Source organism: Halioglobus japonicus, from assembly GCF_001983995.1.
In the GTDB taxonomy this organism is placed as follows: domain Bacteria; phylum Pseudomonadota; class Gammaproteobacteria; order Pseudomonadales; family Halieaceae; genus Halioglobus; species Halioglobus japonicus.
In genome coordinates this window covers 875,685-892,822 of sequence record NZ_CP019450.1, presented here as the reverse complement: position 1 = coordinate 892,822, position 17,138 = coordinate 875,685, and the positions used below count along the sequence as shown (strand labels likewise).

At 58.8% G+C, this 17,138-nt stretch carries 15 protein-coding genes; 7 read left to right on the top strand and 8 right to left on the bottom strand.

Going from position 1 to position 17,138, the window contains the following annotated elements; translation table 11 throughout:
* On the bottom strand, nt 1-1,047 hold the full coding sequence (locus BST95_RS04275) for a DUF481 domain-containing protein (RefSeq protein WP_084198287.1): 1,047 nt from the start codon (nt 1,045-1,047) through the stop codon (nt 1-3).
* Nucleotides 1,048-1,217: 170 nt separating this feature from the next.
* On the opposite strand from BST95_RS04275, the gene gor reads away from it, so the two are divergent.
* From gor to BST95_RS04250, 5 genes are read left to right on the top strand one after another with little or no spacing between them, the layout of a single operon-like run.
* Nucleotides 1,218-2,576 carry a glutathione-disulfide reductase gene (gor, locus tag BST95_RS04270; RefSeq protein WP_084198286.1) on the top strand — a complete coding sequence of 453 codons (1,359 nt, stop codon included), beginning with the start codon at nt 1,218-1,220 and terminating at the stop codon, nt 2,574-2,576.
* 22 nt (nt 2,577-2,598) lie between these two features.
* Nucleotides 2,599-3,531, top strand: a complete 933-nt coding sequence (locus BST95_RS04265) for an ABC transporter ATP-binding protein (RefSeq protein WP_084198285.1) — start codon at nt 2,599-2,601, stop codon at nt 3,529-3,531.
* Nucleotides 3,506-6,340, top strand: coding sequence for a DUF7088 domain-containing protein (locus tag BST95_RS04260; protein WP_169843848.1), 2,835 nt, complete (start codon nt 3,506-3,508; stop codon nt 6,338-6,340). The genes BST95_RS04265 and BST95_RS04260 overlap by 26 nt, the downstream gene beginning before the upstream one ends.
* On the top strand, nt 6,337-7,200 hold the full coding sequence (locus tag BST95_RS04255; RefSeq protein ID WP_084198284.1) for a DUF4340 domain-containing protein: 864 nt from the start codon (nt 6,337-6,339) through the stop codon (nt 7,198-7,200). The genes BST95_RS04260 and BST95_RS04255 overlap by 4 nt, the downstream gene beginning before the upstream one ends.
* Before the next feature lie 11 nt (nt 7,201-7,211).
* Nucleotides 7,212-7,403 (top strand): hypothetical protein, encoded by a 192-nt coding sequence (locus tag BST95_RS04250; protein WP_084198283.1) that lies wholly within the window; start codon nt 7,212-7,214, stop codon nt 7,401-7,403.
* On the opposite strand, the gene BST95_RS04245 is transcribed toward BST95_RS04250, so the two are convergent.
* Nucleotides 7,400-8,395: a LysR family transcriptional regulator gene (locus tag BST95_RS04245; protein ID WP_084198282.1), complete on the bottom strand. Its 996-nt coding sequence runs from the start codon at nt 8,393-8,395 to the stop codon at nt 7,400-7,402. The two genes, BST95_RS04250 and BST95_RS04245, sit on opposite strands and share 4 nt — an antisense overlap.
* Nucleotides 8,396-8,546: 151 nt before the next feature.
* Between BST95_RS04245 and BST95_RS04240 the strand changes: the two genes are divergently transcribed.
* Nucleotides 8,547-9,206, top strand: a complete 660-nt coding sequence (locus tag BST95_RS04240; RefSeq protein ID WP_084198281.1) for a DUF3313 family protein — start codon at nt 8,547-8,549, stop codon at nt 9,204-9,206.
* A gap of 84 nt (nt 9,207-9,290) precedes the next feature.
* Entirely contained in the window at nt 9,291-9,872 is a 582-nt protein-coding gene (locus BST95_RS04235) for a DUF4136 domain-containing protein (RefSeq protein WP_066057399.1), read from the top strand.
* On the opposite strand, the gene BST95_RS04230 is transcribed toward BST95_RS04235, so the two are convergent.
* From BST95_RS04230 to BST95_RS04205, 6 genes are all read right to left on the bottom strand, one after another.
* Nucleotides 9,869-10,840 carry a 2-hydroxyacid dehydrogenase gene (locus BST95_RS04230; RefSeq protein WP_066057398.1) on the bottom strand — a complete coding sequence of 324 codons (972 nt, stop codon included), beginning with the start codon at nt 10,838-10,840 and terminating at the stop codon, nt 9,869-9,871. The two genes, BST95_RS04235 and BST95_RS04230, sit on opposite strands and share 4 nt — an antisense overlap.
* Complete coding sequence (locus tag BST95_RS04225; RefSeq protein WP_084198280.1) at nt 10,837-11,262, bottom strand: HIT family protein; 426 nt, start codon at nt 11,260-11,262, stop codon at nt 10,837-10,839. Before BST95_RS04225 ends, BST95_RS04230 begins: the two co-directional genes overlap by 4 nt.
* A gap of 58 nt (nt 11,263-11,320) precedes the next feature.
* Nucleotides 11,321-12,505: an MFS transporter gene (locus tag BST95_RS04220; RefSeq protein WP_084198279.1), complete on the bottom strand. Its 1,185-nt coding sequence runs from the start codon at nt 12,503-12,505 to the stop codon at nt 11,321-11,323.
* Between the two features lie 8 nt (nt 12,506-12,513).
* Nucleotides 12,514-13,077, bottom strand: coding sequence for a UbiX family flavin prenyltransferase (locus BST95_RS04215; RefSeq protein WP_084198278.1), 564 nt, complete (start codon nt 13,075-13,077; stop codon nt 12,514-12,516).
* Nucleotides 13,078-13,132: 55 nt separating this feature from the next.
* A complete protein-coding gene (locus BST95_RS04210) occupies nt 13,133-14,887 on the bottom strand; it encodes a DEAD/DEAH box helicase (protein WP_084198277.1) in 1,755 nt (584 codons plus the stop codon).
* A 70-nt stretch (nt 14,888-14,957) separates the two neighbouring features.
* Nucleotides 14,958-17,102: a TonB-dependent receptor gene (locus BST95_RS04205; protein ID WP_084198276.1), complete on the bottom strand. Its 2,145-nt coding sequence runs from the start codon at nt 17,100-17,102 to the stop codon at nt 14,958-14,960.
* Nucleotides 17,103-17,138: the final 36 nt, after the last annotated feature.

Genomic DNA, 17,138 nt, shown 5'->3' with positions numbered 1-17,138 from the left:
TTACCAGGTGTAACCTAAGCGGAAGGCATAGGTTTCATCCATCTTCTCAACACCTTCTACAGCGCCGGAGTCGTATTCCCAGAGAATTTCGGCGGCGGCCTCAAAGCCCCATAACAGCGGGAAGGCCAGGCCAAGGGTGGTGTTGACGATAATGTCGGAGGTCTCATCGAGGTTCCAGACACCGAGCTGATCGAAGTACAGACGCGAGTCACCTCCTAGGTAGTTACTAGCCATATGCACACCCCAGTTGGCACCGGGATAGTCCTGGTCAGGCGCGGTCGAAAAATCCTCATTAACGTATGACGCACCTACCTCCGCAGAGAGCGAGAGCAGCGGATCGGTCAGGAACTCGCGGCCAATGTAGGGGCCAATGTAGTACCGCAGATCTAGATCAGCGAACTCGTCCGCCTCTGCGTAGGCGTTCACGCCCCAGTAGGTGCGCTCACTGAAGAAGTAGTCGTATTTGCCAATAATCGTCCAGTTGTCAGCGCTTTTGACGTCATTTGCCTCGTCGATCTCGCCATAGAACTTCAAGGTGTAGCGATCATCATCGCTGCGCCATACCGATTCGAGACGATAGTCCAGCTCTTCAGTATCACTGTTACCTTTCTCAATAGTCATGGCGAAATTCACCAGACCGGTCCAGTCGTAACCGTGGCCCATTTCCCAGGGTTGGGGGTTCACAATAGCCAACTGTTCCAGCGCTAGCGATTGGGAGGCGCCACTGGCGTCGACCACCTGTAGCTGGTTATCGACAATCGTCAGGGTTTGATCCTCGAGCACGGTGTCGTCTGCCATTTGCAGTACGACCGACTCCGTTGTGCGCATGGAGACAATCTGGTCCAAAGCAATTGCCAGAGTACCGGCAAAATCAGTTTCGACCTTGGCCGAACCATCCCGGACCTCGACCACGGTGCCAATAATACGGGAGCCATTTTTCAGCATGATCTCATCCGCAGCAGTTGCAGCCTCTTCGGCGTGCAGGGGTGCAGCGGTGACACACAACATAAGCAGGGGCAGGATTATTTTCAGGTATAGCGTCTTCATTGTTGTTCCTGTTGGGTTAACGCGGGACTAATGTACCGCCTAGCGGGATATAAATACTAATCTAGCAGCGAAGCGCCGAAAACCACGATAAAAGGTATTTATGACACGCATAGTTCAGGCGCTGAGGCGCTACTGCTAGACTAGCGGCAGTTATCCAAAGGAGAAACCACGTGTCCAACCTCGATTACGACCTGTTTGTCATTGGCGCCGGCTCAGGCGGCGTACGCGCAGCCCGCATGGCTGCCGGCTTTGGGGCGCGTGTGGCGGTCGCCGAGGATCGATACATGGGCGGCACCTGCGTCAATGTCGGCTGTGTGCCCAAGAAACTTTATGTCTATGCCTCGGAGTATGGCAAAGGCTTCAGCGATGCCCAGGGCTTTGGCTGGGAAGCGGGCGTGCCCAGTTTTGACTGGGCGACACTGCGCGACAGCAAGAAAACCGAGATTTCCCGGCTCAATGCCATCTATCGCAACCTGTTATCCGGGGTGGAGGCCGATCTCATCGATGGCCGCGCGACCATCGTGGATGAACACACCGTGGCGGTAGGCGAGCAACAATTCTCCACCGAGCGAATTCTTATAGCCACAGGCGGCTGGCCACATGTGCCCGACTTCCCCGGCAGCGAGTTCGCCATCACCTCAAACGAAGTATTTGACCTTGAGAGCTTCCCAAAGCGCCTGGTGGTGGTGGGCGGCGGCTACATCGCCACCGAGTTTGCCGGCATTTTTAACGGCCTGGGTGCCAACGTGACCCAACTTTACCGCGGTCCGCTGTTCCTGCGCGGTTTCGATGCTGATATCCGGGCCCACGCCGCACAGGAAATCCGCAAAACCGGCGTCGACCTGCGCTTCGAAACCAATGTGACTTCCATCGAGCAACGCATGACCGGCTACAAGCTGACACTCTCCGATGGCAGCACAATGGAGGCAGACGCCGTGCTGTATGCCACCGGCCGCAAACCCAATCTGACTGGGCTGGGCCTGGAAAATGTCGACGTTCAACTCATAGACAACGGCACCATCGCCGTCGACGCCCAGTTCCGCACCAGCAGCCCCAGCATTTTTGCTCTGGGCGATGTCACCGGTGGCATGGAACTGACTCCTGTAGCGCTGGCTGAGGGCATGGCATTCGCCCGCCGGGAGTTTGCCGCCATGGAAGCCTCGCCCGAATACGAGTTCATTCCCACTGCCGTCTTCTGTCAGCCCAATATCGGCACCGTCGGCTTTACGGAAGAAGAGGCACAGGCCAAATTTGGTGACATCGAGCTCTACAAATCCAGCTTCAAACCCATGAAACACACCATCAGCGGACGCGACGAGCGCAGCTTCATGAAGTTAATCGTCGACAAGGCGTCAGACAAGGTTGTGGGCGTGCATATGGTTGGGCCCGATGCCGGTGAAATCATGCAGGGCATTGCAATCGCGATGAAGGCCGGGGCCACCAAGGCCGTGTTCGATAATACGATTGGTATTCACCCTACTGCCGCCGAGGAGTTCGTCACCATGCGCGACCCCTGGACGGAAGACTGAATCACGCGAGTGACAACCAGGGATGATTGAAGCCTCGCACCTCACCCGCCAGTTCGGTCGCACGACCGCGGTGTCCAATGTCTCTTTCGACATCGGCAGCAACGAGGTTGTCGGCCTGCTAGGCCCCAATGGTGCAGGCAAAACCACCATCATGCGGATGCTCAGCGGCTATCTGGAACCCACCACAGGCGTGGTGCGCGTTAATGGCCAGGATCTCGGCCAGAACGCCTATGCACTGCAGCGCCAACTGGGTTACCTGCCCGAAAACTTGCCGGTATACCCGGACATGATGGTGGCGGACTATCTCGACTACGTGGCCACGATTAAAGGCATTGCACCAAGTGAGCGTATGCGCGCCGTCAAGGAGGCTTTACACGCCACTTATATCCAGGACAGGGCGCTGGATGTCATCGGCCAGCTGTCCCGCGGCATGAAACAGAGAGTGGGTGTTGCCCAGGCCATACTCGGCAGGCCACGGCTACTCATCCTCGACGAACCCACCAATGGCCTGGATCCGCGCCAGACTGAACAAATGCGCCAGCTGATTACCCAACTCGCGCGCCGAGCCACGATTATTATCTCTACCCACATCCTGCAGGAGGTGGAAGCGGTCTGCGATCGAGTGCTGATCCTGCGCAATGGCCAGCTCGCGATCGACCGGCAAATGAGTGAGCTGCGCAGCTGTGGGGAACTGCTGCTGCGCACGGACAACACCGTGGCCGACCTGGAAACGCAACTGGCGCGTATGCCGCAAATAGCCGCGGTGAGAAAACTCGAGGGTTCTGCAGAAGCGGGCGAATACTGCCTGTCCCTGCGCGAGGGCAGCGATCCCGATACCGCAGCGGGCAATATTGCCGCCTGTGTCAATCAGGCCGGCGCTCGGCTATTTATGCTCGACCGGCAATCCCGCCACCTCGATGACATATTCAATGAAGTGGTTGATCGTGAAGACTAGGCCGGTTGCGCGCCGGGTGGCGCAAAAAGAAATCGGACTGTTTTTCGCCTCTCCGGTGGCCTGGCTGTTTCTAGGCAGTTTTGCCGCGGTCTGCCTGTTCGTGTTTTTTTGGGGTTCTTCGTTCTTCGCCCGCAATATCGCCGACGTTAGACCGCTGTTCCAATGGATGCCGATACTGCTGATTTTTCTCTGCTCAGCGCTAACCATGCGCATGTGGAGCGAAGAGCGGCGCACCGGCACACTCGAACATGTACTCATCCAGCCCAGTGCCCTGTGGCGGTTTGTGTTTGGTAAATTCCGCTCCTGCCTGTGCCTGTTATTGCTTGCGTTGATCAGCACTGTGCCCCTGCCCGTCACGGTCGCGCTTATCGCAGATCTGGACTGGGGCCCGGTATTGGCCGGCTACCTGGCCTCATTTATGCTCGGCGCGCTGTACATTGCAGTCGGCTTGTTCGTGTCCTCGCGCACCGACAACCCCATCGTCAGCATGATCGCCAGCGTCATCCTGTGTGGTCTGATGTTCCTGTCCGGCAGCGGTGTGTTCACGGACTTTTTCTCCACCAGCACCGCGGAGACCCTGCGCCACTTTGGCACCGGTTCACGCTTCAGCAGTATTACCCGCGGTGTCATTGATATCCGCGACTTGTTCTTCTACATCAGTGTGACCTTTGCCTTTCTCGCCCTGAATGTATACACCCTGGAACGGGAAGGCTGGGCCCGCCTGGCCAGCACACCGCGCCAGCGGCACTGGCGGGCAGGCATTGTGCTGGTCATAGCCAACCTGATTCTGGCCAATATGTGGATTGAAAAGCTACCCATTCCGCGCCTCGACGTAACCGAAGGCAAGCTCTATTCAATCTCCCAGCCATCGCGGGAACTGCTGCGACAACTGCATGAACCGCTGTTGATACGCGGTTACTTCAGTGGACGCACGCACCCTATGTTGGCGCCACTGGAGCCACAGCTGCGCGATCTCATTCGTGAATACGAAGCGGCCGGCATCGGCAACGTGCGCGTCGAGTTCACCGACCCCAGCCTGCACCCGGAACAGGAGCGCGAAGCCAACGAGCGCTATGGGATATTGCCCACCCCCTTCCAGGTGGCCGATCGCTACCAGTCGGCGCTGGTAAATGCCTACTTTAACGTGCTTGTGCAATACGGATCGGAGCACGTGACCCTGTCGTTCTCCGATCTTATTGAAGTTCGCACCAGTACCAGCGGCGCCGCAGAAGTGCTGCTGCGCAATCCCGAGTTTGATATTACGCGCGCCATTCGCGACGTGTTGTACAACTATCGCTCTGGCGGCGATCTGTTCACTGGCATAGATAACCCAGTGGAACTGATTGGCTATGTCTCGGACAGCGCCCAGCTGCCCCCCCAACTGCAGGCCTACAAGAACTCGATCGAGGCCCAGCTGCAGCGCGCCGAGGACGCCTCGGATGGCAAGTTCAGCTATCGCTTAATTGACCCAGAGGCCCAGGGTGCCACCGTTGCCAGGCAGATCTACGATCAGTGGGGCTTTACCCCGATGCGCACCGCCGAGGAAGCCGATCACGAATTTTATTTTTATCTCACTCTGGCCGACGAGCACCAGGTCGTACAGCTGCCAACGGGCACGTTTAACCCCGGTGAGTTTCGCCAGGCGCTGGACTCAGGCCTGAAACGCTACGCGCGCAGCTTCAACCGCACGATTGCGCTGGCGACACCTGCCATTGACCCACAATTGCGAGAACACGGACTCGGCGGCCCCAGCTTTGCCAACCTTGAACGCGCCCTCGCCCGGGATCATCGCATCGTCCTAGAGGACCTGACCGACGGAGAAATTTCCCCGGAGGCGGACATTGTCGTGGTGACAGCGCCAAAGCAGCTGGGCCAACAGGCTATTTTCGCGCTGGATCAGTTCCTGATGCGCGGCGGTACAATCATCATCGCCACCTCCGGACTGACCGTGGAGCGCAACAACGGCGGCCTGCAATTACGGGATTGGTCCAGCGGCCTTGAAGAATGGTTGGCGCACAACGGTATTCATGTTCAGCGCCAGCTGATCATGGACCGCCAGCAGAGCAAATTTCCCGCGCCCGTTCGCCGCGGCAGTGGCGACTATCAATTCAACGATGTGCGAATTATCGACTACCCGTTCTTTATCGATGTGCGCCGCGACGCCATTGCCCGCCACGCGATCTCCGGCAGTCTGCCCCAGGTGACCATGGCCTGGATGTCGCCGGTGGACGTTGAGCGCCGCGACAACCGCCGGGTCAGCAAGGTGCTATGGAGCTCCGACAGAGCCTGGCTGGGAGATGGCGCGAATCTCATGCCGCGCAGTAACAGCGACGGTGAACTGCAACCCTGGCAACGTCCAGCGGGACAGGCGCGAGCCAGCTTCGATCTGGGGATTACGGTGCAGGGCCGCTTCGACTCGTTCTTCGCCACGCCGCCGGTCAGCCACAACGGGGAAAACCTGGTGGCCCGATCACCGGAATCCGCCCGGGTTGTGATTTTCCCGTCCAATGATTTTCTCAGTGACCAGGTGTTGACGGCCCAGGTACACGCCAGCGGCACCCAGTACCTGGGCCCACTGGAGCTCATCAGCAATACCATTGACTGGGCCCTGCAGGAAGAGCTACTCCTCAATATTCGCTCCCGAGGCCACTTTAATCGCACGCTTCCATCCATGGAACGCCAGGCGCAATTCAGTCTTGAGGTGTTCAATTACGCGGCAGCCCTGACCTGGCTGGGGCTGCTTGCGCTCTGGCACAAACTCCGCCAGCACCGACAGCGACGGCGCTATACACGGGAGTTGGGGCTATGAACCGGGTCGGCACAGCCCTGTTGATGGTGCTATTGGTCCAGCTGGTACTGGTCTTCAGTCTGTATCGCGCGCCTTCAGGGGACGCCAGCGCAGGTGCGCAAAAAGCTCTGACCAAAGCCGCATACTTCCACATCGATGAAATTCATATAGAAGATGGCCACGGCAATAAGGTTCATCTCGAGCATCGGGGCGAACGCTGGGTACTCCCCGCACTGGGTCATTTGCCGGCGCAACAGTCCAGGGTCGACCTGCTGCTCGCCCCCCTGGCAGAGGAAAATACGGGCTGGGCGGTGGCCCACACCCTGCCCGCAAGACAGCGTTTTCAGGTCGCCCACTATCACTTCCGGCGCAAGATTACGCTGCTTGCCCAGGGCGAGCCGATCGACACAGTATTCCTGGGCACCTCGCCCGGGTTTCGCAAAGTGCACGCCCGCAATGATGTCGACAACGCCATTTACAGTATTTCCCTGAACCTGGTTGACCTGCCAACGGAACAGGGACGCTGGCTCGCTGAGGATATCCTTAAAGTGCGCGCCCCGCTGCGGATCGCTGCCGATACCTACGTAGTGGACCGCAGCAGTGGTGAGTGGCGGCTGGGCACAGGTGAACAGCCGGATGCCGCGGAACTGGAAGCGTTGCTGCAAAACCTGGAACAACTGCAAATCGAAGGTGTGTCCGAACCCCGCCCACTCGACGAAGCAGAATTGATTCTGGAAATCGAAGGCCTTGCTGGCACGACAACCCTGGCGTTCTATCGAGAGGGTGAAGAGCACTTTATTCGCAGCAGCGACCACCCACTGCTGTTCAGGCTCAGCCGCTATACGTTTGATCAGCTGACGGGCATCGCCCTGTCAATGTAGGAGGAGACACCATGCGACTACTGGGAATGCTGCTGGCGCTTGGCGCCATCGGTTGGGTGCTGTACTCCGGCTCCGGAGGCGGTGACAACGACACCGTGATTCCGACTGGTTATCAGCAATCACTGGAAAAAGCAGAATCTGTCGAAGACACATTGCGTGCCGGTACAGAGGACAAACTCAAGGCGCTGGAAAACGACGGCTAGGTCTTGTCCTCGAGCGCCGACAGCTGCTGCATGTGCTCTACGTGCTTTGCCCCGCTAAGGTGCTTCATCAGCAGCGAGCGCATCCATTGATGTGGCGCACTGCGGGAGGTGCGGGTGTGACGCATTAGCGACATTTTGCCCCGCCGGCCACCAGGACTGTTGCGGATCATACGCTGCAGTTCGGCAGGCAACTCCCTGCCGGTAATCAGCCCACGATAAAGCCCTCCCTCCTCAAACCCGGCGTTAGCCACTAGCAAACTGTCGGTGCGCGCCAGCACGCCCACGGCTGACGCAAACTGAGTGGTCTCCAGTGCAATCTGCCGGTGTACACCGTACTGACCCAGCACGTCATCCACCATGGACCCGTTTTCCCGGGTCAGCCCCGGCAAATATAGCCGCAGGTGAGGGTAGGCAAGAAATTCCTGAAGGCTGATATCTTTGTCCACCAGCGGATGGGACGTACTCATGTATAGGCGTGGTGCCAACGTGGCAATAGGCTCGGCGTGGATATCGCGGTCTGTGTCGTAGGCGACAAATGCCGCGAAATCGATTTCGCCTTTTTTCAGCTGATCCTGATAGTCCGGAGAGACCTCCGAGGTAATTATCTGTACGCCAGGCGCCTGCTCACGCAGGTCTGCGACCAACCCGGGCAACAGCGCCTCGCAGAGAATCGGCGGAAGCTGCAGACGGAAGCCCCCCGCATACGTGGCGGGGTCGAAATCCGTATCGCCGAGCACCCGTTCAACCGTCTCCAGCAGTTTGGGAAGTTCCACCCCCAGTTCCTCGGCCCGTGGCGTGGGCACCAGACCGTGCGCCGTGCGGGTGAACAACTCGTCTTCAAAGGAGTCGCGCAGCTTCTGTAAAGTCTTACTGAGCGCCGGCTGGCTGACCGACAGTCGCTCCGCGGCCCGGGTTACGTTGCGCTCCTCGAGCAGAATCTGCAGGGCAACCAGCAGGTTCAGGTCTGTGCGAATCAGCTTGCGCGATATCATGGTGGTGGGTCCTTGTCAGGAAATAACCTGTAGTTATGGAGAAGATGCTAGCAAACAGTAACTTGCCCCTCAGCATCTAACTGAACTTTTCGGAACTCTCTAGTAGGCTCGTTGTCTATCGCGTGGGAAATATGACAAAAAGGGCTTGAACATGAACAAAATCAAGTACATCAGCGGCCTGTTGGCACTTGTAGTCCTGGCTGCCTGCAGCAGCACCCCGGTACTGGAAGAAACACCCAGCTCCGAATTCCAGGGCCTGAACAAGGTGAGCAGTAGCGGCTTTTCCGAAGCCTGGGCGAGACCCGGGGCCAATCTGAGCGGCTATTCGTCGATTAAAGCCACACCGATGAAATCCCAGGACGCCGAACTCGTCCAGCCCGGCCAGAGCATCCAGACCCGCATAAATCGCGACATGGAGATTACCCCCGAGGTAGAACAGCAACTGGCTGAGACCTGGAATAACGCCATTACCAACGCCGCCGCGGATGCCGGCCTGGCCACAGACGGCAGTGGTGACAAAGTGTTGCGCATTGACGCCGATATGACCCGTATCGCCCCGAGCGCCGACTTTGCGGCAGAGAAGTCCAATCCGGGACGCTCCACCGTGTACACCGAGGACTCAGGCAGTGCATCCATTGAGCTCCGCTTGTACGACGATGCCAGCGGTGAGTTGCTGGCGGTCGTGCGCGACAAGCGCCGGGTAGGTTCACAGATGTGGGCACGCTCCAATACTGTCACCGCGTCTGCCGACGTGCGCAATCTCTACAACAGCTGGGCCCACCGCCTGGTCACTCGAATCACCGGCAATTAAGCCCGGTCGGGCCAGTCTGCTGGCTGGCCCGCCTTCCTACTGCTACCATGGGCGACTCTACACCACCTGATGAAGAGGAACACCATGCGCCGCATCTCTGCCCTGGCGTCGCTCGCAATAGCCCTGTTTTTAAGCGCCTGCAGCGAAATTGAAACCCGCCCTGTCGACAGTGGCGACTTCGCCTCTGGCAATTATGTTTACTACAAGTGGCGCAGCGAGCCGCTGGCCAATGAAGCCGGCTCCGACGACATGCTCTACGTCATGGACCCACTGGTCCGGGCGGCGGTTGACCGCAACCTGGCCGACAAGGGCTACCGACTCTCCGCCGATTCCGCCCAGTTTACCGTCGACTACCTGCAAGCCATGGGCCTGCGCGAAGGCGTCAGCAGCCAGGATGCCAGCGGCGGCATCGACCCCATCCCCTCAGCGCGCCCCAATCGACTGATCAATCAGGCCATGGTTGATAACGCCAATGCCCTGGCCGGCGTACACACCACCAACAACATTGCGATTCAGCTAAACGATGCGCAGAGCCACGAAGAAGTGTGGCGGGTGGTGATTACCAAGATTGTTGACGATATGAATACTCGTGACCCGGACAAGGTTGCAAAAAACGTGAACAAGGCCGTTGACCAGGGTTTGCGCACGCTCCCAAAAGCCAACTAACCGTAGATCTGCGGATTGAAACAGTGAGGCATGCGCTCGCCGGCCAGCGCAGCAAGCGCGTTCTCCACCGCCAGGTCCGCCATTCTCGCTCGGGTGTTCACTGTCGCACTGCCAATATGCGGCGCTACCACCACATTGGGTAGCGTCAGTAATGGGTTGTCTGTCGGCACGGGCTCGCGCTCGAAGACATCAATACCCGCCGCATATAAATGGCCGGACAATAATGCCTGCGCCAGTGCGTCTTCGTCGACAATGCCGCCGCGTGCCGAATTCACCAGCACCGAGCCGGGCTTCATCAGCGCGATCTTATCGGCATTGATCAGCATTCTGGTTTCGTCCGCCAGGGCAACATGAATGCTGACGAAATCACTCTCGGCCAGCAGTTTGTCGAGGTCGACTGAGTCGATCCCGGCGACGTCTCGCGGACTGCGATTCCAGCCCAGTACACGCATACCAAAGCCCTGCGCCCGCCTTGCCATCGCCTGACCAATCGCCCCCATACCAACAATGCCCAGAGTGGCACCACTGACATCCTTGCCAGTAAAGAAATCCGGCGCCCAGGCATTTTCCGGCGTCCAGTTGCCCTGGCGCACAAAATGGTCAGCCTCCACCACGCGACGGGAAGCCGCCATCATCAGGGCAAACGCCGTATCGGCGGTGGTATCAACCAACACACCGGGGGTGTGTCCGAGAGGGATATTGCGAGCCGATAGCGCCGCCGTATCGACGTGGTCAACACCTACCGACATGCTCGACACAAACTCGAGATCTGGCATTTGCGCCAACAGCTCCGCCGTAATGCGGTCCGTAAGCAGGCACAATAAGCCATGACAACCGGCCAACTCCTCGCGTAATGCCTCAGCGCTGAGCAGGCCCGGTCCCATCCACACGTTCACGTCACAATGGGCACATAAATCATGGAAGCGCTCACCCGGCAACTGGTGGGTGACCAAAACGCGTTTTGTCATAGCTCGCTCACCTGCATATTCCCCATTGTAGCGAGGGTACCCTGCCACTCGCGCACCTGTTCCTGCTCATATGCCTCGGTAGCTTCCAGGTGACCCCACACCGGCATGGGCCAGCAGGCATCGCCTGCAGACCGTGCAATGACGTGTAAATGCATTTGCGGCACAACATTGCCCAGGCCTGCAAAGTTAACCTTGTCGTATCCCAACACCTGCTTCAGAAAGCGGGAGATCAACGCGCAATCGGCGAGCACCGCCTCGCGATGCTCCTGGGGAAGATCGAGTACATCCGCCAGCTCGGTGTCGGGCACAAGAATAAACCAGGGCACACTGGCATTGCGGTTTAACAAGACCGCGCAGGCATCGAGGCGCCCGAGTTCATAACAGTCTTGCTGCAACTGCGGATGGATTTGAAAAGCTGTCATCGCACGTTTCCTTAACACTCATTACAACTCTAGTCAGTGTTACCGGGAATTGGCAATGTCAATTTAACTCAGAGAAGCTCTCAAAACGGGATTTGCGGTATTCCGACAACACCCAGGCAAAGTAGAACGCTACCACGACAGCCCAAAGGCCCCAGGTACCGCTGTAGCCGATAACGGCCAGCGCCAGACCGCTGAGAAGCGGACCAAATACCCGCCCCCAGGATGAAGAAGATGCGCTGGTACCCATAAGGCGCCCGCGGTACCGGGCAGGCGTGCGCTGGGTAAATATCGTATTCAGCAGGGGCATGCACATGGTCGCCCCGGACATGGAAATAAACATCGACGCCACCATCATCGGCATGGTGTCAGCAAATACCGCGACCACCAGACCGATGAAAAACAGGGCAACGGTAATCGTCAACAGCCGCCATTCACCGATAGCCCGGACCATTGCGCCCATGGCCCCGCCCTGAAGCACCACCATAATCATGCCCTGAATACCGAACACGATACCGACCTCGCGCGCGGTCCAGGCCAGTTCATGGGCAACCCAGAGTGGGAACACATAGGTGGCCGAGCTGACACAGGCATTGTGTACGGCATAAAGGAAAATAAAGGTGCGCGCATTGCTGGCTTTAAGCACCTCCAGCGTCGATTCCCGTTCTGGGCTCTTCTGCTGCGCGCGATTCGCCGCGCGACGCTCCGGCGTCAGCGACTCGGGCAAGAATATGGCCGCCGCCACAATCGCCAGCAAGGACATCACTCCGGCAAAAATGCAAGGCAGCGTGAAACTGCCATCGTCGCCTGCCAGCAAGCCACCGAGCAACGGCCCCAGCACCATGCCAAGGCCGAAGGCCGCCCCAATCAGTCCCATACCCTTGGCGCGATTTTCCGGGCCGGTAATGTCCGCCATCATAGCCGATGCCACGCCGAAATTCCCCGCAACCAGACCGGCAAACCCGCGCGCCAGGAACACCATCCACAGCTCATCGGCGAGACCCAGTGCCACATACCCCAGCGCACCGCCCGCCAGGCAGAGCATGATAATGGGTTTGCGCCCGTATCGATCAGACAAACGCCCCCAGAAGGGGCCGGAAATACCTGCGCAGGCAGCGTAGGTCACGATAATTAGGGCGATATCGATTTCGTCGGCGCCCAGTTGCGGCGAGAGGAACGGAAGAATGGGGATGACGATGCCAAAGCCAATCAGGTCCAGCAGGACAACACCAAACAGTATGGGCATCGTGCGGCTTACTCGCCCTGCCAGCGCTGAACCTGCTCAACCGTCAAGTCAAACAGCTCGAGAGCTCGCCCTACCCCTTGAGTCACCATATCATCCAGAGACTGCGGGCGGGTGTAAAAGGCGGGCACCGGTGGCGCAATGACCGCGCCCATTTCAGACAGCTGAGTCATGGTGCGCAGGTGGCCGGTGTGGAGCGGTGTTTCACGCACCATCAGCACCAGGCGGCGCCGCTCTTTGAGAACAACATCGGCGGCCCGGGTGAGCAATGTCGAGGTCACGCCGGTGGCGATCTCAGACATGGTGCGAATCGAGCAGGGCGCTACCAGCATGCCGCCGGTCACAAACGAACCACTGGCAATGGTGGCGCCAACATTTTTAATGGCATGGACTTCGGTGGCCAGGCCCTTGAGCTCAGCGAGGCTCATATCCATTTCATGGTGCAGGGTGAGTTCAGCGGATTTGCTCATGACCAGATGCGACTCCACACCCATCTCACGCAGCAGCTGCAACGCGCGCACACCGTAGACAATGCCCGATGCGCCGCTGATGCCGACAATAATCCGCTTGCTCATATTCAAGAAGGTCCTCTGGCCCGACGTGAGACTCTACCAGCATGGGCCCCTGATTTCACTTACCGGGTGGCTTGCCCTTGCGCCGATGCTTGGGCTTATTGCCCTGTTTCTTGCGCGGCTTGCCCTCACCTTCTGTGATACGGGAAATCTGCAGGCGCTGACCACTCACCCAGACTGTTTTGAGGTGTTTAAACAATTCCTTGGGCATCCCTTCCGGCAGGTCGACGGTACTGTGGTCGTCATAGATTTCAATGCGGCCAATGTACTCCGCATCAATCTCCGCCTCATTGGCAATAGCGCCGACAATGTTGCCCGGCTTGACCTTGTGCGTATGGCCCACTTCAATCCGGAAGCGCTCCATACCTTTTTCAGGCGACGCGACCTGGCCCTTCTCCTTGGCCTCGCGAGGATCGTAGCCGTCGTCCCGGGAAGTCTTGGCCGCGCGCTTTGCTTTCTGTTTGTCTTTGTCCTGCTTTTTCTCCGCAGGGGGCTTGGCCACCAGGGGCTTTTTGCCCTGCACCATGGCCGCCAGGGCCGCAGCGACTTCCAGTACCGGCACACCGTACTCGGTCTGGTAGTCCTGTACCAACTTACGAAACACATCGAGTTCGGCGGTATCGAGCGATTCTGAAATACGCTGCTTGAACTTGCCGATACGCTTGTCGGTGACCTCTTCGGCAGAGGGCAGCTCCATCTTTTCAATGGTCTGCCCAGTGGACTTCTCAATCGCACGTAACAGGCGTCGCTCGCGGTTAGCCGCAAACAGGATGGCGTCACCTTCCCGACCGGCACGCCCGGTGCGACCAATGCGGTGCACGTAGGCTTCTACATCGTAGGGAATGTCGTAGTTGACCACGTGGCTGATGCGCTCCACATCCAGCCCTCGAGCCGCGACATCGGTTGCCACAAGAATGTCGAACTTGCCGCTCTTCAATTTCTCAATCGTCGTCTCACGCTGCTTCTGCGGAATGTCACCATTGAGGGCCGCCGAGGCGTACCCGCGGGCAGCCAGCTTCTCGGCGAGCTCGGTGGTAGCTAGACGCGTCCGCACGAAGATAATCACCGCGTCGAAATCCTCCACCTCAAGGATCCGGGTGAGCGCATCGAGCTTGTGGACGCCGGCCATCATCCACACGCGCTGGCGGATTGACTGGTTGGTGACCGTCTGCACTTCAATGGCGACTTCAACCGGGTCGTTCAGGTGTGCGGTGGCAATGCGATGAATGGCCTCGGGCATAGTCGCGGAGAACAGCGCCACCTGACGCTCCTCGGGGGTCTGCTCAAGAATCCATTCTACGTCGTCAATGAAACCCATGCGCAGCATCTCGTCAGCTTCATCCAGCACCAGAGTTTTCAGGCCGGACAAATCCAGGGAACCGCGGCGCATGTGATCCATGACACGGCCCGGTGTCCCCACCACCACCTGTACACCGCGCTTGAGCTGGCGCAACTGGCCGCGATAGTCAGTACCGCCATAAATGGGCAGCACATGGAAATCGTCCATATACGTAGCGTACTTCTGGAAAGCCTCGGCGACCTGGATAGCCAGTTCACGGGTAGGCGTTAACACCAGCACCTGGGGCGACTTACCCACCGGCCCCAGCGTGGCAAGCGCAGGCAGCGCAAACGCAGCCGTTTTACCCGTGCCTGTCTGGGCCTGACCCAGCACGTCGCGTCCTTCCAGCAGCGCGGGAATAGTCGCCGCCTGAATAGCGGAAGGCGTCTCGTAGCCAACGTCGGCCAGAGCTTTTTGCAGGAATTCGGGAAGGGCCAGCTCTGAAAAGCTGGTTACCGCCGCTTGCGTAGACATGTCGTTTCCTTGGGCGGCAGAATCGGCCGCCCCCGAATAGGGAGGGGCGGCGATTATACAGACTTAAGCGCTAGAAGCTATAGCGGATGCCCGCCTCGATTGAGCGGCCGGCCTCCGGGGCCACCTCGCGCAGGAAGGAGGTGCTCAGGCGAATCTCTTCATCGGAGATGTTCTTGAAGCTCACAAACGTGACCATCTCGTTGCCGCCTACGATGAAGCGATACTCACCGCCGAGGTCCCAACGGGTATAGCCCTCGGTTTCCTCTTCATTGGCGCCGGGATTATCCTGATCAGCCGCGTCGATAACGCTGGCCCACAGCTCCCAGTTCTCGGCAGACCACATCAGGCGGCTACCGACCCGAACCGGAGGCAGGCGCGGCACATCGTCGCCGTTATCCAGCTTAGCGCGGGTGATATCGCCATAGAGGTCAAGGCGCAGATCACCACCGGCGGCACTCATCAGCGTCCACTGGGTGTCTACTTCCAGGCCATAGAACTCGGCATCCTGCTGGTTGTAAACATAGACCGGGGTCTCGTCCACTTCCTCGCCCGTGGCGAGCAGGCCGATGTAATCCTCGAAATCGTTGTAGTAGGCGGTGACGGTAACGGAGTGATCCTCACCCATCCAATCAACGCTGAGGTCGATATTGTTGGAGGTTTCCGTGTCCAGGTTGGCATCGCCAATCTCAATGGCGCCCGTCGCTGCATGCACCACCAGATCGTGCTCGTCTTCGGCCTCCACGTTGGAGTACAGCTCTTCGGTGGTGGGTGCTCGCTCTGCCATGGACAACGCCGCACCTAACTGCCAGGCCTCGTCGATGGTCCACAGTGCCGAACCGGAGGCGCTAAAGGAACTAAAGGTCTCCTTGCTGGCCGCAAAGGTATCAGGATCGCGCTCATCGCGATCGAAACGCGCGCCGAGCTCAAACAGCCAATCGCCGGCGTGGTAGTCCTCGACCAGGAATACGCCAATCTCGCTGTTATCAGTCACCGGAATGAAGGCTTCCTCGCCCAGAGCACTGAATTCACCACTGAGCGCCTGCAGACCCAGCACACCGTGGAAGTTGCCCATGGGCTGGTGTACTGCCTCGAGCCGGCCTTCCCAGGTTTCATTGGAGTAAGTGGTGCCCACCTCGCCGTTACCTTCAATTTCCGAGTGCTCGTAATCGGTATAGGTCAGGAAGCCGCGGACCACGTCCATGCCGGGCAGCTCGTGCAGGTGCAGAGCAACGTCATAACGCGTTTGTTCAACGTCCAGGGTAATGCCGTCACCGTGGCCGTGCTCGTCATGCTCTTCGCCTTCGTGCTCGTCGTGCTCGTCGTGCTCGTCGTGCTCGTCGTGCTCTTCCTCATCGTGATGGCCATGGCCACCTGCGGGAATCCCGTATTCATTCTCCAGGCGGTTGACCGCCAGGCCGACAAAGCCGCTGTCGAAGTGGAAGGCACCGCCCAGGGTCAAACTCTTGGTGCGCCCTGAGGTGTTTTCCAGCACACCTTTGCGCTGTTCTTCGCCTTCATGTTCCTCGTGCTCTTCGTCGTGCTCGTCATGCTCGTCGTGGTCTTCGTCATGCTCGTCGTGATCTTCCTCGTGCATGGCGTAGCCGGGAATCTCCAGATCGCTCCAGTCCCGGTAAAGCATGTCGGCATGAAAAGCGAAGTTGCCGGCACTGCCGTCGAAGCGGCCCACCACATTGTCGAGGTCCGATGCGGTGTCGTGTCGATATTCCAGGCCACCGCTGGCCTCATCCTGCAGGGTGGTGGGAATACGATTGTCCAGGACATTGACCACACCACCAATAGCACCACCGCCATACAGCAGGGTTGAAGGTCCACGCAGTACCTCGATACTGTCCGCCAGCATGGGCTCTACCGATACGGCGTGATCCGCGCTGATGTTGGAAGCGTCAGCGCTGCTGGTAGCGTTTTGCAGCACGGTGACGCGAGCGCCCTGGTGGCCACGGATAACCGGCTGACCAACACCCGGACCGAAGGAAGCATTCGCAATGCCAGGCTTGTTCTCAAGGGTCTCACCGATGGTGCTGGCGGCAGCCCGACGCAGTTCTTCTCCACTGAGTACGGTAACGGGCAGCGCAGTTTCGGCCTCCTGTTTGTGCAGGGGTACCGAGACCAGCACATGCTCCATGGCGGGGTCATCTTGCGCTAACGCGGCGTTCGCCGCGGCCACAGCCACAGCGAGGGGAATCAGTCGTTTCATGTCTATCTCCTGGGGTAAAAATCTAGTGTTCTTATT